Here is a 21,809-nt window from a genome sequence, read left to right as displayed (position 1 = left end):
AGAAACTTTTAGGGTTGCTGCTACAATGCGCTGATGTGGTTCAGGACGTCTAACCCGCTTTGCCTGGCAGAACCGATTGACTTTTTGCAGAATTCACCGAAGCTGGGACTAAGGGGTCAGGTGCTTTGGCTTGAGGAGTGTTTTGTAAATGGTTGCTAAGCTGAGCCAGGTTTTCCGGGGGCGCACAGCGCAAAACCTCCTGGCGCTTTATGGAGTGCAGTTTGCGAATTACTTGCTGCCGCTTATTACACTTCCTTACCTAGCTCGAGTGCTGGGGCCAGAGGGTTTTGGGGCCTTGGCAGTGGTGCAGTCGTTTGCCCAGTACCTGAGCCTCCTCATTGAGTACGGCTTCAATCTTTCGGCCACACGAGCTGTAGCTCGTTACCGTGATGATAAGGGCCGACTTTCCGAAATATTGGCTGGTGTTATGGGGGCTAAGCTGTTGCTGGCGTTGGTAGCAGCTGGCTTGGCGTTCCTACTGAGCTTATGGGTAGACAATTTGCGACACGATTTCCGCCTGTTATGGTGTGGAGTGTTCTGGGCGGTGGCGTGGGGTTTTAGTCCGGTGTGGTTTTTTCAAGGTGTGGAGCGCCTGCGCCTGGTGGCGGGACTCGAGGTTGCTACCAAACTAGCTGCCTTGGCCTTTATGTTCGTGTTTGTACGCACCCCCACCGATGCCTGGAAGGTATTGTTTTTGCAAGGTGTGGCTTCGACATTCGCTAGTGGAGCGGCCCTCTGGCTAGTTTCGCGAGAGGTGGGACTCTGCTGGCCGAAATTATCGGAAGTAGGAGAGGCCCTTAAATCCGGATGGAGCATGTTTTTCTTTCGTAGTGCGGTGAGTCTTTACACGGTTGGGAATGTTTTTATCCTTGGGTTGTTCTTACCGCCTCAGCAAGTAGCCTTATATGCAGGTGCTGAACGATTGACCAAAGCTGTGTTGGGTATGGTGGAGCCAATAAACCGCCTTTTCTTTCCTCGGTTGAGCCATTTGGTAGTACATGCTCCTCGCGACGCGGCCCAGCTTGCTCGTCGGTTAATCTTTCTAATGGGTTTTGTTGGGCTTGGAGGCGCTTTACTGGTAGCTGTATTGGCTCCTCTAATCGTACACTTGCTGCTGGGTTCAGGTTACGAGGGAGCGGTTCCCATAATGCGCGTACTGGCATTTCTATTACCGTTGGTTGCACTATCAAACGCTCTTGGTATCCAATGGATGCTGGCTTTGGGACTCGATCGCGCATTTAATTCCATAATCTTGTTTGCGGGTTTGCTGAACCTCCTATTAGCCTTGTTACTGGTGCCTGGCATGGGCTTTATTGGTATGGCTTATGTGGTAGTTGCAGTAGAGATGTTTGTAACAGGAGCTATGGGTCTTTACTTATGGCGTAATGGTAAAGCACCTTGGCAGATGGAGAAACACACATGAAAGTAGACTGGCTTATCGTTGGTGCAGGTTTTACTGGGGCTGTGTTGGCCGAACGTATAGCTTCGCAGCTAGATCAAAAGGTGCTGGTTGTTGAAAAAAGAAATCACATAGGTGGCAATGCCTATGACTATTACAATGAGCACGGGGTGTTGGTACATAAATACGGCCCCCATATCTTTCACACTAACAGCAAAAAAGTTCGGGACTACCTTTCACAATTTACTGAGTGGCGCCCCTATTACCATCGGGTGTTGGCTTCAGTAGAGGGTAAGTTGGTTCCTGTACCTTTCAACCTCAACTCTCTTTATGCGCTTTTCCCTCCCAAGTACGCAGAGCGCTTAGAGGAAAAGCTGATTTGCACGTATGGTTTTGGGGTTAAGGTGCCGATTCTCAAGATGAAAGAGGCCAAAGATGAAGAGCTACGCTTCCTGGCTGATTACATTTACAAGAATATCTTCTATGGCTATACCATAAAACAGTGGGAACTCACACCAGAGGAACTAGATCCTTCGGTTACTGGGCGAGTTCCAGTCTACATTAGTCGGGATGACCGCTACTTCCAGGATACTTACCAGGCTATGCCCAAACAGGGATATACGGCCATGTTTGGACGCATCTTATCTCATAAAAACATAAAGGTTTTACTTAATACCGATTATCGTGAAATTGTGAGAGAAATTCGCTTCAATCGAATGATTTATACTGGTCCTATAGATGTTTATTTTGACTACATGCATGGTTCTTTGCCGTATCGAAGCCTGAGGTTTGAGTTTTTAACTTTTGACAGAGAATGGCAACAAGAGGTGGGTACGCTGAATTATCCTAACGAATACGACTTTACACGTACTACTGAACTGAAGCACCTCACTGGTCAGCGATTACCTTGGACAACATTAATTGTTGAATACCCTCAGGCTTACCAACCAGAAAATATCAATTTTGAGCCTTACTATCCTATCCCTAGGGAAGAAAACCGCTTGCGTTACTCCCTTTATGAGAAGGAAGCGGCAAAGCTAGGGGGCAGTGTGCTTTTTGCGGGCCGCTTAGCGGACTACAAGTATTACAACATGGATCAGGCAGTGGCAAGGGCTCTCAAGCTATTTGAGGAGATCGCACATGGCTGAACGGGTTTGCGCAGTGATTGTGACATATAACCGTAAAGAGCTTCTGAAAGAGTGCCTTCAGGCGGTTCTTTCTCAAACACGTCCTCCCGATCATGTACTGGTGGTGGATAATGCTTCTACCGATGGAACAGCAGAGATGGTGAAGCAAGCCTTTCCCCAAGTAGAGTTGCTAAGCCTGGCTGAGAATAGTGGGGGTGCAGGCGGCTTTTACGAGGGCATAAAACAAGCATATGCAAAAGGATTTGATTGGCTTTGGCTGATGGATGACGATACAATAGCAGAATCAAAAGCCCTGGAAGAATTATTGAAGCCCATATCAATTTTATCTTGGGCAATAGGGGAGATAAGCATATTGGCTAGTGCAGTGTTATGGCTTGATCAAACCCCCCACCCCATGAATACTTTAAATCCCGAATGTAAAAATACGCAGATTACATTACGCGCTGTTGAACTAGGCTTTTTACCTATAAGAAGCGCTTCTTTTGTTTCGATCCTAGTTTCGCAGCAAGCTGTAGGTAAATATGGCTTACCACTCAAAAGATACTTTATTTGGAACGATGATGTTGAATATACTTCTCGTATATTGAAGGAAGGCCTAGGCTTCTTAGTTCCAAAAAGTGTGGTGATACATAAAACTTTAAGAAAGTATAACCCAACTACGAGTGGTAGGCCAGACAGATTTTATTTTGAGGTTCGCAACAAGGTGTGGTTGTTAAAAAGCAATTCCCTTTACCCAAGAGAAAAAGCTATATATAGTCTTCGTTTACTAAAGAGTGTATGGGAATTTTTGAAGCACAATAAATTTATTCCGATTGCTTGGTTGTGCATAACAAAGGGAATTGTCGATGGTATCTTTAGGAGGCCTATGTGAAATCTAAAGGTTATTTTCCAAAGAAAACGGTACTCAGAATCTATAAGGAGGTACCCTTCGGGTTAGGATCGCTTGGGAATGATTCTTTGACCAAAAAATGAGGCATCCTTAGGTTAGAGTCTGGAAAGTAAAAGTAATCGAAGTGATCGATGGAGATAGGACAAAAATGTTCTTAAGAATGAGCCTTAACAAACACACATTCCACGTTATCTTTATTGCTTTTATTTTTTTCTTTTGAGTGTGCAGGCTTTTTCTATCAACTTTTATTCCATTTCTATAAAACCATTTCACATTTTTGCAATGATTTTATTGATTGTATCTCCAGTAGTGATGCGAATAAATATTTCCAAATGGCTACCGCTTTTTGCCTTCTTTTTTTACTTGTTTTCATCTTCCATTATATCTTTAGTAACTACAAAGCCATTTACGCACAGCTTGTTAATCTTAAACTACTTTTTTGCTTTTCTGGTTTGTATTTTGGGAGGGCAAATTGGGCGCATTTTTAAGTACGAATCAATTGTATTAGCCTTACGTATGGCTTCTGGATTGCTATTGCTTGCGACCTTGATCAAGATACTTTTTTCGTGGCAGGATATTTATGAGTATCTGCAAGACCCCTATGCTCATCCAGAACTTTTTTGGTTGTATGGTGGCGGACCTAATCTAGAAGCTACCTGGCTAGTCATGAATGCTGCTTTCTTTAGAAGAAGCAAGTTTTTTTGGTCTTTTTGGTTCCTAAGCTTAGCTATATCCGTTCTTTATGCTAGTCGTGCTGCAATATTGCTAGGAATTGTCCTTGCGTTGCTGGAACTCATCTCTGAGCGACGCTGGCGTACATTTGTTGCCTTCTTCTGCATGATCTTGCTATCAGGTATATTTGTGTACTTAGTTAATCCGCATAGCTTTGAGAGGTTTATGCAAATTGGTCAGGAAACTGGCTCTGTCACTCGATTAGAAATGTGGTCTGGGGCTATAACGGCAATTCAACAAATGCCGATAACCGGCTTTGGAGCCGGAAATGCCATAACAGCAATTGAATGGATAACTAACAAAGATTTTTTGGAGGATAATGTACATAATTATTTTCTTCAAGTGCTTTTAGATTTTGGCCCTCTAGGATTGCTTATCTGGCTTTGTTTTGTTTCTTTTGTACTAAGGCGAAGCCACATACTTACAAAAAAAGACGAGATAGGAACCTACATAGTACTATATTTTGTGGCTAGTCTTGTGCAATTTAGAGGTGCGGAACCCTTGTTTTGGTTTGTGATGGGGATTTTTATTTCTTCTAGAAATAAAAAGGTTGGGAGAATGGGTGATGTGTAAGGTAGCCTTACTAATACCTGTCTATAACAACCAAACTGGCCTCGAGCGTTCCCTTTCCACCCTTCCTACCGAGGTGCCCTTGGATGTGGTGGTGGTGGATGATGGGAGTGAACCTCCTATAAGTCAGCCGAAAGTGCCAGAGCCCCATCGGATTTTCCTGCTACGTTTGCAGCAAAACCAGGGTATTGAGCATGCCCTGAACTACGGTTTGAAGTGGATTTTGGAAGGCAAATATGAATATGTGGCCCGGCTGGATGCGGGGGACATAGTCTTGCCTGGGAGATTTACCAAACAGCTCCGCTTTTTAGAATCCCACCCAGACTACGTCTTGATTGGGGGACAAGTGCGGTTTGTGGATATATCGGGGCGGGAGGTTTTTAGAGAGCGTTTTCCTACAGAATATAAGGATATACGCCGTATTATGCATGCACGCAACTGCTTTATCCATCCTGCAGTGATGTGGCGTACTGCGGTTCTCAGAGAAATCGGTCTCTACAGCGATCAGTACAAAGCAGCAGAGGACTTCGAACTCTTTTTCCGCATGGCTCGGAGATACAAAGTAGCGAACCTTGATGAGTACGTTGTGCAGTGTGAGGTAAACCCCACAGGAATCTCCCTATCCAAGCGACGTAGGCAGGTTTTGAGTAGACTCAGGGTTATGCTTCGCTACTTTGACCCCTGGAAAAAAGAGAGCTGGCTGGGCGTTCTGAAGAACACCTTGCTGCTTTATATACCTGTTGCGTGGGTGCTGAATCTCAAAACGAAGCTTGAGAACAAGAGGGGATGGCTCTAATGCGAGTGCTCCATATCCTCGAGGCCACAGGTGGGGGTACAGCACGCCATGTGGCCGATCTCTGCCTTGGATTGGTTGGCCGTGGGCTAGAGGTGCATTTGGCTTATTCTTCCTTAAGGATGGACGATATTTTTCGCAAGGCGCTACCAGTACTAGAAAAGGCGGGCATACAATGCTATGAACTTTCCATGCGGCGCGCACCCCATCCCGGCGATATTAAGGCGCTCAGTCTGCTGAACTCTTATATCACACAGCAGAAAGGTTTTGATATTGTTCATGGACACAGCTCGAAGGCGGGTGGTATAGCTCGTTTATTGGGGCTATGGAATAAAGTTAGCGTAGTCTATACGCCACATGCGTTTGTAACGCTTGCTCCAAGCTTGGGTGGTTTAGAGCGGCTTGTTTATGGGTTAATGGAAAGAATACTGGCTTACCGGACTGATGCACTCATTGCAGTATCCAAGGATGAGTTGGCAGAAGCGCATCGGCTGGGCTATAGATCTCGCAAAACCCATCTGATTCCTAATGGGATAAAGTTGGAGCATGATGTTGAAGGGACAAAAGGGGGTATTCGCGCGAGTTTGAGTCTTAAACAAGACGAGTTGGTAGTGGGGTTCGTAGGCCGCTTTTCTCAGCAGAAATCGCCTCATTTACTACTGGAAGCTTTTGCAAAGGTCGCTTCTTGTTTTCCTCTAGCCCGTCTGGTGATGGTTGGAGATGGTGTATTAAAGCAAAGCCTGCTAGCTCGTGCGGATGAACTCGGTCTTATTGACCGGGTGATTTGGCCCGGCTTTATGGATGGTCGGCTTGCCATGCGGGCTTTTGATGTATTTGTGCTGCCGAGTAACTACGAAGGGTTTCCCTATGTGCTCCTGGAAGCTATGGCTGAGGGCCTTCCGGTTGTATCTACCCGTGTGGGAGGTAGCGAGGAAGCTATTGCCAATGGAGAAAATGGATTTATTGTACCCGTGGGTAATGTGCAAGCTCTGTCAGAATCGATCTGCAAGCTACTGGAGGATGCGGAGATGCGCCGGCGATTTGGACAAAAGAGCCTCGAGCGTGTACAAGCGTTTAGCGTAGATAACATGGTAGATTCCACTATTGCTTTGTACAAACAACTTGTCGCATAATGCTTATGCGCACGCAAATTAGCACCTCACCGATTACATCCCAGCAGCCATCTAGCGCTCTTACGTCGGCGCTACTTTTGACTAGCGATGTTTGTACTACTGTCCTCACGATGGGGCTGGCCATTTGGCTGCGCTACCTCTGGGATCGGAGCTTGCTTTGGGATTTGTATGTTGATCTCTGGCCCGCTTTGCTGCTCTTTCCGCTGGCGTATGCCCTGGCAGGCTTGTATGGTGTGGGTATTGCCCCTCCTGAGGAGTTACGCCGTCTTTCTTATTCCACGAGCCTGGTTTTTGTAATCCTGGGAGCTGCCACGTTTATGTACAAAGCAGGGGCTGATTACTCTCGGGGGGCCTTTGTGTTTGCTTGGGGGCTGGCGCTTGTGCTGGTGCCGCTGGGCCGGGCGCTGGTGCGTGAGCTTTTTGCCCGCAGGCCTTGGTGGGGGGCGGCGGTGCTGGTGCTGGGGGCAGGTAAAACTGGGGAAGAGGTGGTGCGGGCGTTGCAGAAACAGCCGGGTTTGGGGCTCAAGCCCATTGCCTTGCTTGACGACGACCCAGCCAAGCAAGGGAGGGCAATAGGTGGGGTGCCGGTGCTGGGGGGCCTCGAGCGGGCTCGGGAATTTGCCCTAACGGGTGTTCGGCACGCGATTATAGCCATGCCGGGGGTTCCTCGAGACCGCCTACTGGAGCTCCTGGAAACCCATGGGGGTACTTTCCCCCATTTGATTTTGATTCCGGATCTCTTCGGTTTCTCCAGCCTGTGGTTGACAGCGCGGGATTTGGGTGGTGTGTTGGGGCTCGAGCTTCGCCAGAGGCTTCTTTTGCCGGGGCCCCGCCTGGTCAAACGGGCTATAGATATTGCCTTGGTGATAACTTTTGCTTTGCCTGTGGCTTTGGTGCTTGCCGTCATTGGCTTGCTGATTCGTCTGGACTCACCTGGCTCAGTGCTTTATAGCCAGTGGCGGGTGGGGTTGTCTGCAAATCGCTTTAGGGCTTGGAAATTTCGCTCCATGGTGCGGGACGCGGATCGATTACTGGCAGAATACTTGCAACGATACCCCGAACTGAAAGCGGAGTGGGAGCACGATCAAAAATTGAAGAACGACCCCAGGGTTACCCGTGTGGGAAGATTTTTACGCAAAACCAGCCTGGATGAGTTGCCCCAATTATGGAATGTTTTGAAAGGTGAGATGAGCTTGGTGGGGCCGAGACCCATTGTAGATGATGAGATTAAGCGGTATGGTTCCCACTTTAGCTTGTATACCAGGGTTCGCCCCGGCCTGACTGGCTTATGGCAAGTTTCTGGACGCAATGATACGACGTATGCTGAACGGGTAGCAATGGATATCTACTACGTGCGCAACTGGTCACCCTGGCTTGATCTTTATATCCTGGCCCGCACGGTCTGGGTAGTGCTGTTTGGTAAGGGGGCCTATTGAAGAGGTGGTTTTTGTATTTACCGCTGCTTTTTATGCCCTTGTGGCCTGCTGTGGCAGCGGTTTTGTTTGGGCTGGTGGGCGCCGGGTTGGTGCTACAGCGGCAGGGCGTGGGGGGCGGGTGGTTGTTTCTGGCGCTCATGCTACTGGGTGGGGTGGGGCAGGTTTGGGCCCCGCAGAGCCTGTACAAACTTCCGCAGCAACCGGCTTATATCGAATCGGCTACGGGCCCTGTTGCAGCGAACTTGCTAGTGGTACAAGCACTAGAAAACCTGTTTGGCTGGAACCACCAAGATGGCGCAGGTGGGTGGGCCCAGCAGGTGGGAGAGGGTTTTTGGCGCTTGCCCCGCTGGAACCCTGCCTCGGGGCTCGAGCAAAGCGAATTTTTGACGGATAACTGGTACCCAATAACACCAGGCCAAACCTATACCCAAAGCTTCTACCTGCGGCACGATGGTAAGGAAGCACGCTTTCAAATAACTTTTTTTACCAACACCGGCCATCATCCAGTGCCTACCCAGATGGAACCGGTGGCACCAGGGGTGTGGCGGTTGTGGGCCAGTTACACCGCCCAGGAGGGGGATCATTCGTTACGTGCTATTGATTTTTTCAATGCTGGCGGTGATTGGCGCTACCTAGAGGTGGGTTGGGCCAAGCTTGAAGTGGGCTCGAGCCCCAGTGCTTTTTCCTGGGGACAAACGGGTGAACGGAGTTTGAGCTGGCGGTTGGAGTGGTGGCTGGGGATGATGTTGTTGGGGTTTTTAGTGCTGCAAGGGGGGGGTGTATTAAAGCAGCTCGTACCATCCTGGATGGCTGGTGCGCTTTTATTAGGCATGGGCATACACCTCGGATATGCCCTATGGCAGCTTGGTTCACCCCCTTACGAAGGTTTTCGGCCACCAGGTCTCACCCCACAACCCAACCTGCTAGGTCATACCGCTGTTATGCTGGCTGGTTTGGTCTGGTTGCTGGGGGGAAGCCGCTGGGGCGGAGCGGCTCTGGCGGTCTCGGGTTTGCTGATCTGGGTGACGGGTAGCCGGGCGGCTTTTTGGGGCTGGTTGCTGCTACTGGGGATCTGGTGGTGGGGGCTGGGCCGCTGGCGCTGGAGCATGTTAGGGGTGCTTGTGGGGGGGGCCTTCTTGCTAGCCTGGCAGCCTGAGTGGTTGGGGCGGTTGAGCCAGGCCACGACACTCGACTCGAGCGCACAGTCTCGGTTGGTTATATGGCAGGTAGCAATCCGGGCTTTTCTCGAGTACCCCTGGACTGGGGTGGGTTTCGGCAATTTTCCCGTTTATTATCAGATTCACCGACCTCACGGTGCCCTCGAGGCCATTACGGGGCATGCCCATAATTTGTGGCTTCACCTGTTGGCTGAGGGGGGTGGGCTGGCCTTGCTAGGGTTTTTGGTCTGGTTGGGTGGAGTGTTGGGGTGGTTGATAAGGCTTCGGGCTGGGCGGGTCTTGGCCTTGGTTGCTGTGGCGTTGGTGCTGGGTCTGTTTGATTTTAGTTTTTTCTTTGCAGGTGTTTACTACACACTTTTGCTGGCTTTGGGTTTTTATATTTCCCGATTTGACAGTTTCCTCCAGGATAGGCATAAAATACCTTGATGAACTTAGATGCGTCACAATCAGGCGACGAGGTTTCTCTGCGAGATATATACCTAATCCTTAAGCGATGGAGTCGCTTTATTTTCTTTTTAAGCGTAGGACTGATGATTTCTACGCTTATTTTTAGCCTCCTCTGGCCCAAAACCTACACCAGCCAGGTGGTAGTGAGCCTAAGCCTGGCCAACCAGTCCAACCAGGGCTTACTGAACAACCTGCCTTCTCTGGCTGGTCTGGCCCAGGGGTTTGTGGACTTGCAGCAGACCAGGTTGCTGGCCAATCAGCTTGACGTGGATGACCCCACCCGATTTTATAAGGCCCGCTTCGACGAGAAACGGGGTCTGCTGTTTCTGACCGCTGAGGGCCGTACTGCTGTTGAAGCCAACGAGCGTGCCGAGCGGATTCTTGATGTGGCCCGCAAGTACCTCGAGCGCAACCTGCTCGAGGGCGCCCAGGCCAATCTGCGGGCGGCCCTGGCCCAGACCCGGCTCGACCTCCAGGCCGCCCGCGACGCGCTCAAGAGCATCCAGGCCGAGCTTGCCCAGGCGCCAGGCCGGGCGATCTCGAACCCTACCATCGCCGCTGCTCTCGAGGCCCGGGGTAGCGACCCCCAGACCGCCCGGGCGACCAACCCCGCCTACACCAGCCTGAGCCTGGATGAGTCGCGCCTGCGCTCACAGATTGCCCAGCTTGAGGCTCGCATCAGCACCCTGAACGACTTATTGATGCAGCCCCAATCAACCAGCCAACTGGTGAGCCAGACTTTGTTGGTACAGGTTCTGGTTCCCCCAGCCGAGCCGTTGCGGCCCAGTTTTCCCAGACCGGCGCTCTTTACCGTAGTGGCTGGGGCATTGGGTCTTCTGCTGGGCGTGTTGTGGGCCTTTATCGCCGAGGCCATCCGGCCAGCCGGTTCTGAAGCGAGCAGTGGTTCGCACTAACCCCTACCGTGCGGGTGACTGACTGGCTGAACCGAAAAAAAGCCTGCGGTTCTCGGGCCAGAACAACCAGATGAGCCCGAGCAACGGCTGGATAAGGGGTAGGAAGCCGTAGTCGATGCCAAAGTCGTGCCAGACGGTGCGGCCTATTACCTCTGGCATGAGCAGGCTCAGCGTCCCTACCAGCAAAACCCCCGCCATCTCAAAGCTCAGGGCAGCGACCGAAACCCACCAGGCCCAGGGCTTGCGTATAACAAAAGCGACGGTGGCTATCAGATAGACCGTCGCTGCGATGGCTGAGAGGATGGGGGGTAGGTAGTCGGTCACACCGGGCTTGAAGAATAGCTGGTAGATTGAGCGAGCCCCGGCGGAAAGCGCCAGCAAAGGGTAGGAAACTGCCAGAATTTGACCGATGGCCCGAATTACAGGGGGTGTGAAGAACCTGCGCATTGCTCCAGTTTACCTTGGGCTCGAGGGCATGCGCTGAAGAGCGAGCTTGTTGAAAATGAATACCATTTATAAGTATATAAATCCGACTGGAATACTTGACATTTTGTCCGGTCGCCCATAGACTCACCCTCGAGCCGAAAACGGCTTGACAACGACTGCAGGAGGAGTACTGTGCGTAAAAAAGCTGTTCTCGTAACCACCCTTCTGGCCGTACTAGGTTTGGCGCAGGCCCAGCAACAGAGCCTTACTGTTTACACGGGCCGCGGACAAGGGTTGGTGGAGCCGCTGGTCAGACAGTTTGAAGCCGAGACCGGTATTAAGGTCAACGTGCGCTATGGGCGCGATGCCGAGATTCTGGCCGCGCTACAGGAAGAGGGCAGCCGCAGCCCGGCCGATGTCTTCTGGGCCAACACCGCGGGGGCCCTGGGTGTGGCTTCCGAACGGGGGCTGCTGGTGCGCCTGGGTGATACCATCACCCGCACGCCGGCCTATTTTGTACCGGCCAGCCGCCAGTGGGTGCCCTTGACCGTCCGCTTGCGGGTGCTGGCCTATGACCCCAGCCGGGTCAAGCCCGAAGACCTGCCCAAAAGCATTATGGATCTGCCCAAGTTGACCCAGTACAAAGGGCGGATTGGCTGGACACCGACCTACAGCAGCTTCCAGGACATGATTGCGGCCATGGTGGCGCAGTATGGCGAGGCCCGCACCCGGCAGTGGATTGCCGATATGAAGGCCCTCGAGCCCAAAGCCTACGCCTCCAACCCGGCCATGATGGAGGCCATCCGGGCTGGCGAGATCGACCTGGGCTCGACCAACCACTACTACATTCAGCGCGTGGCCCGGGCGGGGCAGCGCATTGCCACTTACTACTTTGCTGATGGTGATGTGGGCGGCCTGGCCCTGGTGACCGGGGCTGGCATTCTCAAAACCAGCAAAAACCCGGCGGCGGCCAACCGTTTCTTGCTGTGGCTGCTTTCGGCCAAGGGCCAGCAGTTCTTCGCTAGCGAGATCATCGAGTATCCGGTGACCCAGGGGGTTGTGCTCAGCTCGAGCCTGCTGCCCATCAACCAGGCGGTGGCCAAGAGCCCCAAAGTGGACTTTGAAAAGCTACCCCTCGACACCGCGCTCAAGCTGCTGCGCGAGGCCGGGTTGCTCTAAACCTCCAAGCCTCCAACCGTTCAGGGGTCAGCCGATACGCCAAGTATCGGCTGATTACTTTTTAAAGCCCGCGGGGTACATTTATCCCGACGGGGGTTTTGTCATACTATTTAGAGGTTATGCGATCGCCCCTCAACCCTCTGCGGCCCCTCTGGCTTTTTCTTGGGTTTTTCTTCGCTGGCCTGGGCTTTGTTGGCACGGTGGTGCCTGGGATGCCCTCGACGGTTTTTTTTATTCTGGCGGCTTATTTTTTCTCCAGAAGCAGCCAGCGCTTTCTCAACTGGATACTCAACCTGCCCAAGGTGGGGCCCATTGTGCGAGACTACCGCAACGGCCTGGGGATGTCGCGCCGGGCCAAGATATTTGCGCTTTGCATGTTGAGTTTTTTTGCCCTAACCAGCGCCATCTTCTTTATCCCGGTTTTCTGGGTTAAGGTGCTGGTCTTGCTGGTGGGGGTGGTGGGCTTCTGGTTTATTCATAGCCGCATTCCGACCAAGGAGATTGTGCTGGCCCGCCGCCAGCTTGAGGTTAAGTAGGTACGTCTAAAGCAAGAAGTTGTGCGACCTCCAGAACGGAGGCCGCACATCCAGGCGCGGGAAACGGGCTACTTGATGAGGGCAAATGGGCGCCCGATGACGGTGGCCTGGGCGGCGGTGAGATCGAAGCGACCACCGTTGCTGTTAACTTCCACCCGGATGGCGACCCGGAACGAGCCCGATTTGATGATGTTAAACGCCGCGCTGTTCTGGGTGGCGTCGAGATTGACCGAGCTGGCGATCGACTGGCTTTGCCCGGCGGCGACGTTGAAGCTGGTGCGGCCCAGGCCCACATCCCCGCCCGAGTTGTCGTTAAGGTTGGTGTCGCTTTCTGGGGCCAGGCGGATCTCGTAGCTTCCGGTCATGGGGATGCTCCCGGTGTTGACAAGGCTGCCCTGGATGGCGATCTGGCCGCGCTCGAGGATGTCCAGGCTAATCGGTAGGGGTACTAGCTGACCCTCGAGGTTGGGGTACACTGCCAGGTAGTAACCGCTGGGAATGTTCAGGCTGCGCTGGTTCTGTGGGATAAAGCTGAGGATATCAAACTTGAAGTTGTAGCGGGTGCTGGCGCTGCACCCGGTCAGGAGCAGAAGCAGTAGAGCGAAGGCGATTCTGGGCATGGTCTACCTCAAAAGTTAAAGCCAAGGCTCAGGGCGATGCCGAAGACGGTGTGGCCTACGATGGGGGCGCGGTGGGTGGTCAGGGCGGTGTCCAGGCTGAACCCGGGGGCCACAAAGCCAGCGCCCAGTCCAAAGCGGAAGCCATTGTCGAAGCCCAGTCCAGCGCGGAAGCGGGCCGGGCCCAGGCTGTACTCGCCGCCGATACGGCCGAACAGACTACCCTCGTAGCCCAGGTCTCCTCCTACCAGCAGCGTACCGGTCTCGAGGGGTACCTGGGTGGCCGCGTTCAGGTAGAAGGCCGGCACGAAGCCGAAGCTGCTGCGTTCACTGGGGGTTGAGGTGGGGCTTGCGGATGAGCCGTTCCACTGCAATTCGGTGCCGCTCCAGCGGGCAAAGCCCAGTGCGTTGCGGATGCCCAGCCCCACCGTGGTGCCCTGGGCTTCCATCACCACACCCAGATCGGCCCGGGCTCCAAAGCCGTTGCCGTTGCCGGGGATGGTGTAAAAGGCGGTGCCCCTGTACACCGGTGGCTGGTTGGGGTCAATCTGTCCCTGGGCGTCGGTTTGCACCCCAATGCTAAAGTTGCCCTCGAGGTAGGTCAGCCCATAAAAAGCCTCACCCCGCGCCCCCACATACACCTTGGTGAGACCCACCTCGGGGATGGGTAGATCGGGTAGCTGGGAGGCATAGCCAAACCCCAGGCTGAGGCCGGCCTGGGCGCTGGCATTGGTAATCACGGCATACTCGGTGTTGGGCTGAAGCTGGCTGCCTTGCAAGGCCTGCCGCAGGCTGGCGTTGGGCGAGAGACTCAGGCCGAAGCCCCCGGCATACGCGCCGAAATCCAGGTAGAGGTTGTTCTCCAGGGCCAGCGGTACCCGAAAAAGCGGGGCCGGCGTGAGGGCTTTGGTGCTGCTGATGGAGGTTTGGCTTCCCAGCCCCAGGTCGTGCAGGATGCGGTTGCCCTGGTAATCGGTGACCTGGATGCCGTTGGCCGCTACATTGATCTGGATTTCGGGATAACCGGTATCGGGGTTGATAAAGGTCCTCGAGGAGGCGGGGTTGATCAGAAACTCGTTCAGATGGGTGAGCTGATCGTAAAAAGTCAGCAGGTCAAAGGGGCTGTTCTCGTTGGTAAGGTTGGAAAGGCCCGAGAGGGCAGGCAGCGGGCTGCTTTCGGGCCGCAACAACAGGCCCAGCAGTCCCACTGGTAACCGGAAGCCCTGATCGCTGCCATACCGCCCGGCGGGATAGGCGGCGTAGGCAGGGTTGAGGTACGCGGCCTCGGGGCCGGGCAAGACCAGGCCGGCCATACCCAGGCTGCGCACGCCTTGCGACCAGGAAAAACTGCACATCAAGATAAAGACCATGACGCCGACTAGACGATTCATAGCAGAAGTCATTGTAGAGCGCGTGGGCTTTCAGTCTGGTTCATATCTGCACCCTAGCTAACCGGCTGGCCTGGGGCCAGCGGCTGATAGAAGCAGTGTGTAAGGGCAATAGCCAGGGCATCGGCCAGGTGGGTGGGTTTGGGCAAGCTCTTTAGGCCCAGCAGGGCTCGTACCATGTAGGCCACCTGGTGCTTGTCGGCCTGGCCAGTTCCCACCAGGGCTTGTTTGACCTTGGGGGGGCCATAGCCATAGACCGGAATTTCGAGCTGGTCGGCCACCAAAAACACCGCTCCCATGGCCCAGCCCACCTTGTAGGCCAGCTCATTTTGCCGGTAAAAGAACTGCTCTTCTACCGCAATGGCCTGGGGGCGGTAGGCGGCAGCCACCTGGTAGACCGCCCGGTAAAGCTTGCCCACCCGCTCGGGCGCTGTTTCGCCGTGGGTGGTTTTGACCACCTCGGCGTGCAGCATCCGGGTTTGTTTTCCGGCCTGCTCTACCACACCGATCCCCAGGTTGGTGATGCCAGGGTCAATGCCTAAGACGATCATTGGGCGTGGAGGCTTGGGAATCGGTTTTACAGACTAGTTGCCCCGCTTGGGTGGGTAGTCGCCATCGCCATAGCGTATGAATGCAGGGATGTCGAAGTTGCTGATGTCCACATTGCTGGTGGGAAAGTCGATGAGGGGGCGCCCGCCGGGCTTGGCGACCACGGCGCTTTCGTTAAAACCCGCGGCGATCAGAATGACGCGCATCTCGTCCTGGGCCCGGTTATCGTAGGTCAGACCGTACAGCACGTCCACGTCCTCCACGCCGGTGGCTTCCCGAATCTGCTCGACCACGCTGCTGGCCTCCATCAGCGAGATATCTTCATCGCCCACCACGTTGACAAGCAGTTTACGAGCCCCCTCCACCGAGCGGTCGAGCAAAGGGCTCTGGATGGCCGACTGGGCGGCTTCCTGTACCTTGTTTTCACCCCGGCCGGCCCCGATGCCCATCAAGACCTGGCCGGCCCCGGTGAGCAGGGTGCGCACGTCGGCAAAGTCGAGGTTGATCTGGCCGGGCAGGTTGATGACGTCGGTGATACCCTTGACCCCGTGGTAGAGCACCCGGTCGGCGATCATGAAGGCATCCTTGGCCGAGACCTTTTTGTCCAGTGCACCCAGCAGGCGGTCGTTGGAGATGACCACCATGGCATCGACCTGTTCGCGCAGGCGTTTGATGCCCTCCTCGGCCGCCCGCAGGCGGCGGGGGCCCTCCCAGGAGAATGGGCGGGTCACCACCCCCACAGTAAGGGCGCCCAGGTTTTTAGCGATTTGTGCGACCACAGGGGCGCTGCCGGTACCGGTGCCACCGCCCATCCCGGCGGTAATGAAGACCATATCGGCGCCCTCGAGGTACTCGCTAATCAGCTCTTCGGCTTCCTGGGCTGCTTTTTCACCAATTTCTGGGTTGGCCCCGGCCCCCAGCCCCCTTGTGAGCTTGTCACCCAACTGGATGCGTACCTCGGCCAGACTGTTGGCCAGAACCTGTGCATCGGTGTTGGCTGCGATGAACTCAACGCCGGTAAGACCCGATTCGATCATGCGGTTGACCGCATTGTTGCCTGCGCCGCCAAGCCCGATCACTTTAATCTGCACGTCACCCATAATCTCTCCTGGTTTATTGCACTAGATTACCGCACCAACACGAAAATAACTAAAAGAAGTTCTTGAACATCCCTTTAATGCGCTCCCAGAGGCCGCTGGCCGCGTTGCTCGCGTTCTCGCTGTTCAGCAGGGGTTTGCTGGCCTGGCCGGCCTTGCTGCGGCTGGGCCGGTGGCTGCGGACAGGGTGGGATTGAGCGGCCAGGCTGGCGGCGTGGCGCACCAGGCCCACGGCGGTGGCGTGGGTAGGGGAGGCCACCACGTCGGTAAGGCCCTGCACACCGATGGGCTTGCCTAGCCGCACCGGCAGGTTGAACTGCTTGCGGGCCAGCTCCTCCAGGCCGCGTACCATGCTGGTGCCGCCGGTCAGGATGACCTTGCCCACGGTGATTTCCAGGGGACCCAGGGCTTCATCCACGCTTTGACGGGCCAGGTGCAGAATTTCCCGCAGGCGGGGCCGGATGATGCGGGCCAGGTCGGGGGCCTGGTAAGAGATCTGGGCGGCGCCCTCCTGGCTGACCTCGAGCACCAGCTCGGGGTCGGCCAGCTCGGGCAGGGCCGCGCCATACTTTTTGGCGACCCGCTCGGCCTCCTCCACCGGGATTTGCAGCAGCTTGGCGATATCCTGCGAGACATGGTCACCCCCCAGCGGGATGACGGCCGAGTGAGCCAGCCGGCCCTGGCGGAAGACCGCCACGTCGGTGGTGCCCCCGCCGATGTCTACCAGCATGACGGTCATGGAGAGTTCCTCGGGCGAGAGCACCGCCAGCCCCGAGGCGTAGGCCTGCAGCACCAGACCCTGTAGCTCCAGGCCAGCATCCTCCACGGCTTTGCGCAGGTTGGTGAGGGGGCCTTTGCTGCCTGCCACCAGGTGGACGTCAACCTCCAGCCGCACCCCAGCCATACCGATGGGGTCGCGGATGCCTTCCTGGCCGTCCACCCGGAACTCCAGCGGGAGGGCGTGGATAAGCTCGAAATCGCCCTCGAAGGGGTAGGCCTTGGCCTGTTCGATGGCCCGCTCTACGTCGGTGGCGGTGATCTGCTGGCCCCGCCGGATGGCGGCCAGGCCATGGCTGGTTACGCTGCGCACGTGGGCCCCGGCCACCCCCACCCAGACCTGTTCGGCCTTGACCCCGGCCACCCGTTCGGCCTGGAAGATGGCCTGGCGGATGGACTCGGTGGTGCGCTCGAGGTTGGTTACCACGCCGCGCCTGAGACCCTGGGAAGGAACGGTGCCCTCCCCGATAATGTCGAGGATGCCATCTGCGGACAGTTCACCGATGACTGCTGTTACTTTGGTGGTTCCAACGTCTAGGCCTACGAGAATCATCGGCGAGCACTCACCCCCCAAGAATACACATATATACGGCCGTTTGACCACGCGGCGGGGTGCGCAAGAACCGCGCTTGCGTCACTTTTGCCTATTCTGCTGAGTTTAGCCCAATCTTGCAACTCTTTGACGTTCTTACCCCAAACATTAAGCCCATCGGCCAAGATCTGATAACCGCCCACATCGTAGCGGATGTGCTTTGCGTTGGGGAAGGTTTGTATCAGGAGCAGCAGATCGCCAATGGGTACCTCGCCCCGACCCTCAATCACCGGGGTTTGGACGGGCGGGTTGGACAGTAGCAGGCCATCTGGGCTCAGGCCCATTCGGGTTTTATTAATCAGAAGGTTGGCTATCGAGGTGCGCTCCTGCAAGACGATGCGTATCTGCCCGGGTGCGGGGCGCTCGAGGGTGGCCGAACGCACCCAGGGGTTGTCCAGCAGGGGCTTTAGCCTGTAAGGCCAGGCCCACAGCCACGGCGCACCGGGCTCGAGGCCAGTGATCTGCTGAACCTGGGTGGGGGAGAGCTGCCGGTGGCCGACCACCTCGACCCGTTCGATGGGCAGCACCACCAGCGAACCCACCCCCAGGGAGGCCAGCAGCAAGGTTAGCAGCACCGCCCGGATCACGTCGGCCCTCCTTCAGCGAGTGCGCCCATAAGCGCCGCGCAGGTGCGGAGAGGCAGCAACCTTTGCGCTGAGCCGTATAAGGCGAGCGGCTTGCACTGTTGTCTTGAGCGCATGCTTTTCCTCATTGGTGCACCTCCACCTCGGCGGGCGCTATCTCACCCCAGATTTCCCACTCCACCTCGAGGGGCAGGACGGCCTGTACTTTGCGGATCAGGGCGTACATCTCGGCGGCCGTGGCCCCACCCAGGTTGACCAGGAAGTTGCCGTGCTCGAGGCTGATCATGGCCCGGCCTATGGTGGTGCCTTTGAGGCCGTTTGCATCAATCAAGCGGCCCGCCGAGTCGCCGGGGGGGTTTTTGAAGGCGCAGCCCGCGCTCTTCTTTTTGGGCTGGCCCTTGCGGGCGGCGTCCACCAGGGCGATTTTGGCCCGTACGGCCTCTTCGGTGGAAGGGGTCAGGCGCAGCTTGACGCGGGTGACGATGCTGCCCTCGGGCAGCTCGGAATGCCGGTAGCGGAAGCCCAGCTCCGAAGGGTGGTAGACGTGCAGTCTGCCGTCGTGGTAGAGCTCGACGAGCTCGAGGGCGTCGGCCATCTCGCCGAAGCGGGTGCCGGCGTTCATCTTGACCGCGCCGCCGACCTGGGCCGGAACCCCGTGCAGGCCTTCGAGGCCGCTCAGACCCAGCCGGGCCGCGGCCTGCAAGAGGCTGGGCACCAGGACGCCCGCCCCCACCCAGCCCGAGAGGTCGGGGCGCCATTCGGCGAACTCCCCCGAGAGCCGGATGACCCGTTCTGGAACACCTGCGTCCGAGACCAGCAGGTTGGAACCGTTGCCCAGCACCCGGTAGGGGGCCTGGGTGGCCGTTTTGAGATCACGCAGCGTCTCCACCGTCCAGACCTCGGCCTCCCCCCCCACCCCGATGGTGGTGAGCTTGGCGAGTGGCAGGCGCGCAATTTTCATAATTCCTACCTCAGATTGGTGGCCTTTCCCAAACCCCTCACACGGCCTCCTTTTCGGTCACCAGCAGCCGCCCCAGCCTGAAGACGTTGCCGGCCCCGATGGTCAGAATCAGCTCACCCGGTGCGGCGCTCTGGCGCAGGTAGTCGAGGGCGCTTTCCCAGCTCTGATAGGAAGCCCAGCGGCCCTTGGCGCGGAGGTGCTCGAGTATGCGCTGGGCAATCTGGGCGCTGGTGAGCTGGAGGGGGGCTTCCCCGGCGGCGTAGACATCGAGGAGCAGGGTCTCGTCGGCTTGCTCGAGGGCCTGGGCGTACAGGGGCCATTCCTGCTCACTGCGGCCATAGCGGTGGGGTTGGAAGACGGCCCGCACCCGCAGGCCGGTGTTGCGGGCGGCTTTGAGCAGGGCGAACAGTTTGGTGGCGTTGTGGGCGTAGTCGTCCACGATCAGGGCCCCGTTGAGTTCGCCAATCTTCTCAAAACGACGGCTGGCCCCGGTGTACTGGTAGAGGCCCTGCTGGATGGCCTCGAAGGGGATCCCGGCCACCAGGGCTGCGGCGGAGGCGGCCAGGGCGTTGGTGATGTTGTGCTCACCGGGGACTTGCAGGTGCACCGGGCCCAGCGACCGGCCCTGCCAGACCAGCTCGAAGCGGCTGCCGAAGGGCTCGAGGGCAATTTCTTTAGCGTGGCAGTCGCCTGTCAAAAGCCCGAAGCTGCTGCGGGGGCGGCCCTGGGTGAGCGCGTCCAGCAACTGCCAGCGGGGCTCGCCGTTGTAGATGACGTGCTTGGCCCGACCAGCGAAGGAACCCACGGCCTCCTGCAGGGCCTCGAAGGAGGTGTGGTAGTTGGGGCGGGCCTGCCCATCGGGCGAGACATGGTCGGCCTCGAGGTTCGTCAGCACCGCCACGTCCAGCTCCAAAAAACGGAACAAGGGGTCGGACTCGTCCACCTCGGCAATCCGATACCGGCCCGAGCCCACCTTGGCGCTGCCACCGATCAGGCCCAGCTCGGCCCCCAGCAGCACGGTGGGGTCGGTCTGAGCGGCGATAAAAATGCTAGCCAGCATCGAGGTGGTGGTGGTTTTGCCGTGCGAGCCGGTGACGCCCAGGCTGAAGCCACCGCGCAAAATCTCGGCTACCACCTGGATCCGCCGCCAGACCGGGATGCCCAGGGTGTGGGCGGTGACCAGCTCGGGCTCGCTGTCCTTGATGGCGGTGGAGGCCACCAGCACGTCCACGGCGTGCAGGTGTTCGGGGCTGTGGCCCTGGTAGACCCGGATGCCCTCGCGCTCGAGCTGCCGGGTCAGGTCGGAGGGCTGGCTGTCGCAGCCGCTCACCAGATGCCCGTCCTTGCGCAGGATGCGGGCCAGCCCGCTCATGCTTATTCCCCCAATGCCCATCAGGTGATAATGCTTCACGCTACCTCCAAGACAATCCGGGCCAGCCGTTCGGCGGCTCCGGCTGGCGACAACCCCTTGAGTCTATCGCGGATGTGGGCCCGCGTGGAGGGGTCGAGCAAAGCATTAAGCTCGGCCTCGAACTGATCCCAGGAGTGAAGCAGCCGGGCCGCGCCCCGCTCGGCATAAAAGCCCACGTTGGCCCATTGCGCCCCCCCGTCCAGGTGGCGTGGCAGCGGTACGCCCAGCACCGGTACCTGGTGGAAGGCCGCTTCCGATAAGGTGCCAGCCCCCCCGCGGGTGATGGCAAAATCGGCGGCGCTCCAGGCCAGCGCGCTATCCACATAGCCGCGCACAAAGTAGTGCGCCCGCTCCCGGGCCTTGAGCTCGCCCTCCCAACGCACCCCGCACTGGTGCAGAACCTGCCACGCGCCCAGGAGGGGATAGAGCCGCTGGGGCAGTTGTTCGTTGAGCTCCTTGCTGCCCTGGCTGCCGCCAAGAATCAGGATGGTGGGGCGTGTGGGATCTAGCCCCAGGGCGGCTCGAGCCTCGGCCGGGCTGTGTTTTTCCTCGCGCACCGGGTATCCCACCACCTGGCTTTTGGCGGCCAGCCGGGGCTCCAGTGGTATGGGCGTGGAGAGGGTGACCCGCCGGGCCAGCCGGGCCAGGATGCGGTTGGCCAGTCCCAGCCTGGCGTTTTGCTCGTGAATTACCATGGGAATGCCCAGCAGTGCGGCCACGAAAGCCACCGGAAAGCCCGCGTAACCGCCCATAGAGAGCACCGCCCGGGGCCGCAGCTCCCGCACCACCCGCCGGGCCTGCCAAAGGCCCCGCAGCACCTTCACCCCCTCACCCGGACGCAGCGCCTCGCGCGAGAGTTTGCCGGCCGGGATGAGCCGATACGGCAGCCTGGATTCCGGGAGCACCCGCTCCTCGAGGCCCCCCAGGGCCCCCACATAGGTCACCGGTTCGCCGGCGGCCAGCAGGGCCCGCGCCGCCGCCAGCCCCGGATAGAGATGGCCGCCGGTGCCGCCGCCGGTAACGATCACCATGCGCCTCCTCGAGTGGGTGGTA

At 56.9% G+C, this 21,809-nt stretch carries 22 protein-coding genes and 1 pseudogene; 12 read left to right on the top strand and 11 right to left on the bottom strand.

Translation table 11 applies throughout. The annotated features are described in order from the left end of the window. Positions 1-148: 148 nt before the first annotated feature. From MRUB_RS10220 to MRUB_RS16350, 8 genes and pseudogenes are all read left to right on the top strand, one after another. Positions 149-1,423: an oligosaccharide flippase family protein gene (locus MRUB_RS10220; protein WP_013014279.1), complete on the top strand. Its 1,275-nt coding sequence runs from the start codon at positions 149-151 to the stop codon at positions 1,421-1,423. Next, positions 1,420-2,547, top strand: a complete 1,128-nt coding sequence (gene glf, locus MRUB_RS10215) for a UDP-galactopyranose mutase (protein WP_013014278.1) — start codon at positions 1,420-1,422, stop codon at positions 2,545-2,547. The genes MRUB_RS10220 and glf overlap by 4 nt, the downstream gene beginning before the upstream one ends. Then, on the top strand, positions 2,540-3,418 hold the full coding sequence (locus MRUB_RS15615) for a glycosyltransferase family 2 protein (RefSeq protein WP_013014277.1): 879 nt from the start codon (positions 2,540-2,542) through the stop codon (positions 3,416-3,418). The genes glf and MRUB_RS15615 overlap by 8 nt, the downstream gene beginning before the upstream one ends. Positions 3,419-3,718: 300 nt before the next feature. After that, positions 3,719-4,741 carry an O-antigen ligase family protein gene (locus MRUB_RS15610; RefSeq protein ID WP_013014276.1) on the top strand — a complete coding sequence of 341 codons (1,023 nt, stop codon included), beginning with the start codon at positions 3,719-3,721 and terminating at the stop codon, positions 4,739-4,741. Beyond that, a complete protein-coding gene (locus MRUB_RS10210) occupies positions 4,734-5,534 on the top strand; it encodes a glycosyltransferase (protein ID WP_013014275.1) in 801 nt (266 codons plus the stop codon). Before MRUB_RS15610 ends, MRUB_RS10210 begins: the two co-directional genes overlap by 8 nt. Next, entirely contained in the window at positions 5,525-6,664 is a 1,140-nt protein-coding gene (locus tag MRUB_RS10205; protein WP_341871680.1) for a glycosyltransferase family 4 protein, read from the top strand. The genes MRUB_RS10210 and MRUB_RS10205 overlap by 10 nt, the downstream gene beginning before the upstream one ends. Next, entirely contained in the window at positions 6,664-8,100 is a 1,437-nt protein-coding gene (wbaP, locus tag MRUB_RS10200) for an undecaprenyl-phosphate galactose phosphotransferase WbaP (protein ID WP_425277000.1), read from the top strand. The genes MRUB_RS10205 and wbaP overlap by 1 nt, the downstream gene beginning before the upstream one ends. Before the next feature lie 32 nt (positions 8,101-8,132). Continuing rightward, positions 8,133-8,765 (top strand): annotated as a pseudogene (locus MRUB_RS16350) (O-antigen ligase family protein); the annotation flags it as partial. 263 nt (positions 8,766-9,028) lie between these two features. Here MRUB_RS16350 and MRUB_RS16125 read toward each other — a convergent pair. Further along, positions 9,029-9,208: a hypothetical protein gene (locus MRUB_RS16125; protein ID WP_244403975.1), complete on the bottom strand. Its 180-nt coding sequence runs from the start codon at positions 9,206-9,208 to the stop codon at positions 9,029-9,031. Here MRUB_RS16125 and MRUB_RS16345 point away from each other — a divergent pair. Together MRUB_RS16345 and MRUB_RS10190 are read left to right on the top strand one after the other, a co-directional pair. Continuing rightward, positions 9,123-9,704 carry an O-antigen ligase family protein gene (locus MRUB_RS16345; RefSeq protein WP_277188396.1) on the top strand — a complete coding sequence of 194 codons (582 nt, stop codon included), beginning with the start codon at positions 9,123-9,125 and terminating at the stop codon, positions 9,702-9,704. The two genes, MRUB_RS16125 and MRUB_RS16345, sit on opposite strands and share 86 nt — an antisense overlap. 104 nt (positions 9,705-9,808) lie before the next feature. Further along, a complete protein-coding gene (locus MRUB_RS10190) occupies positions 9,809-10,639 on the top strand; it encodes a lipopolysaccharide biosynthesis protein (protein ID WP_015586822.1) in 831 nt (276 codons plus the stop codon). 3 nt (positions 10,640-10,642) lie between these two features. On the opposite strand, the gene MRUB_RS10185 is transcribed toward MRUB_RS10190, so the two are convergent. After that, complete coding sequence (locus MRUB_RS10185) at positions 10,643-11,086, bottom strand: hypothetical protein (RefSeq protein ID WP_013014270.1); 444 nt, start codon at positions 11,084-11,086, stop codon at positions 10,643-10,645. A gap of 171 nt (positions 11,087-11,257) precedes the next feature. Between MRUB_RS10185 and MRUB_RS10180 the strand changes: the two genes are divergently transcribed. Together MRUB_RS10180 and MRUB_RS10175 are read left to right on the top strand one after the other, a co-directional pair. Next, positions 11,258-12,244 carry an iron ABC transporter substrate-binding protein gene (locus tag MRUB_RS10180; RefSeq protein ID WP_013014269.1) on the top strand — a complete coding sequence of 329 codons (987 nt, stop codon included), beginning with the start codon at positions 11,258-11,260 and terminating at the stop codon, positions 12,242-12,244. Positions 12,245-12,363: 119 nt separating this feature from the next. Then, complete coding sequence (locus MRUB_RS10175; RefSeq protein WP_013014268.1) at positions 12,364-12,780, top strand: YbaN family protein; 417 nt, start codon at positions 12,364-12,366, stop codon at positions 12,778-12,780. Between the two features lie 68 nt (positions 12,781-12,848). On the opposite strand, the gene MRUB_RS10170 is transcribed toward MRUB_RS10175, so the two are convergent. The 9 genes from MRUB_RS10170 to MRUB_RS10130 all read right to left on the bottom strand — a co-directional run bounded on the left by MRUB_RS10170 (position 12,849) and on the right by MRUB_RS10130 (position 21,787). Then, positions 12,849-13,400, bottom strand: coding sequence for a hypothetical protein (locus MRUB_RS10170; RefSeq protein ID WP_013014267.1), 552 nt, complete (start codon positions 13,398-13,400; stop codon positions 12,849-12,851). Between the two features lie 8 nt (positions 13,401-13,408). Further along, positions 13,409-14,788, bottom strand: a complete 1,380-nt coding sequence (locus MRUB_RS10165) for a TetR family transcriptional regulator (protein ID WP_157413595.1) — start codon at positions 14,786-14,788, stop codon at positions 13,409-13,411. A 53-nt stretch (positions 14,789-14,841) separates the two neighbouring features. Further along, positions 14,842-15,336, bottom strand: a complete 495-nt coding sequence (gene ruvC, locus MRUB_RS10160; RefSeq protein WP_013014265.1) for a crossover junction endodeoxyribonuclease RuvC — start codon at positions 15,334-15,336, stop codon at positions 14,842-14,844. 33 nt (positions 15,337-15,369) lie between these two features. Beyond that, the gene (ftsZ, locus tag MRUB_RS10155) at positions 15,370-16,434 is read right to left on the bottom strand and encodes a cell division protein FtsZ (protein WP_013014264.1); all 1,065 of its coding nucleotides are present in this window, start codon (positions 16,432-16,434) and stop codon (positions 15,370-15,372) included. 49 nt (positions 16,435-16,483) lie between these two features. Next, the gene (gene ftsA, locus MRUB_RS10150) at positions 16,484-17,761 is read right to left on the bottom strand and encodes a cell division protein FtsA (RefSeq protein WP_013014263.1); all 1,278 of its coding nucleotides are present in this window, start codon (positions 17,759-17,761) and stop codon (positions 16,484-16,486) included. Then, positions 17,758-18,387 (bottom strand): FtsQ-type POTRA domain-containing protein, encoded by a 630-nt coding sequence (locus MRUB_RS10145; RefSeq protein WP_013014262.1) that lies wholly within the window; start codon positions 18,385-18,387, stop codon positions 17,758-17,760. The genes ftsA and MRUB_RS10145 overlap by 4 nt, the downstream gene beginning before the upstream one ends. Before the next feature lie 121 nt (positions 18,388-18,508). After that, entirely contained in the window at positions 18,509-19,345 is an 837-nt protein-coding gene (locus MRUB_RS10140) for a UDP-N-acetylmuramate dehydrogenase (RefSeq protein ID WP_013014261.1), read from the bottom strand. A 37-nt stretch (positions 19,346-19,382) separates the two neighbouring features. Beyond that, positions 19,383-20,756 (bottom strand): UDP-N-acetylmuramate--L-alanine ligase, encoded by a 1,374-nt coding sequence (gene murC / locus MRUB_RS10135; RefSeq protein WP_013014260.1) that lies wholly within the window; start codon positions 20,754-20,756, stop codon positions 19,383-19,385. Next, complete coding sequence (locus tag MRUB_RS10130) at positions 20,753-21,787, bottom strand: UDP-N-acetylglucosamine--N-acetylmuramyl-(pentapeptide) pyrophosphoryl-undecaprenol N-acetylglucosamine transferase (RefSeq protein WP_013014259.1); 1,035 nt, start codon at positions 21,785-21,787, stop codon at positions 20,753-20,755. The genes murC and MRUB_RS10130 overlap by 4 nt, the downstream gene beginning before the upstream one ends. Between the last annotated feature and the right edge of the window lie 22 nt (positions 21,788-21,809).

The sequence above is a fragment of the Meiothermus ruber DSM 1279 genome, from assembly GCF_000024425.1.
Classification (GTDB): Bacteria; Deinococcota; Deinococci; order Deinococcales; family Thermaceae; genus Meiothermus; species Meiothermus ruber.
The sequence above is the reverse complement of the archived record's forward strand: the minus strand, read 5'-3'. Positions and strand labels throughout refer to the sequence as shown.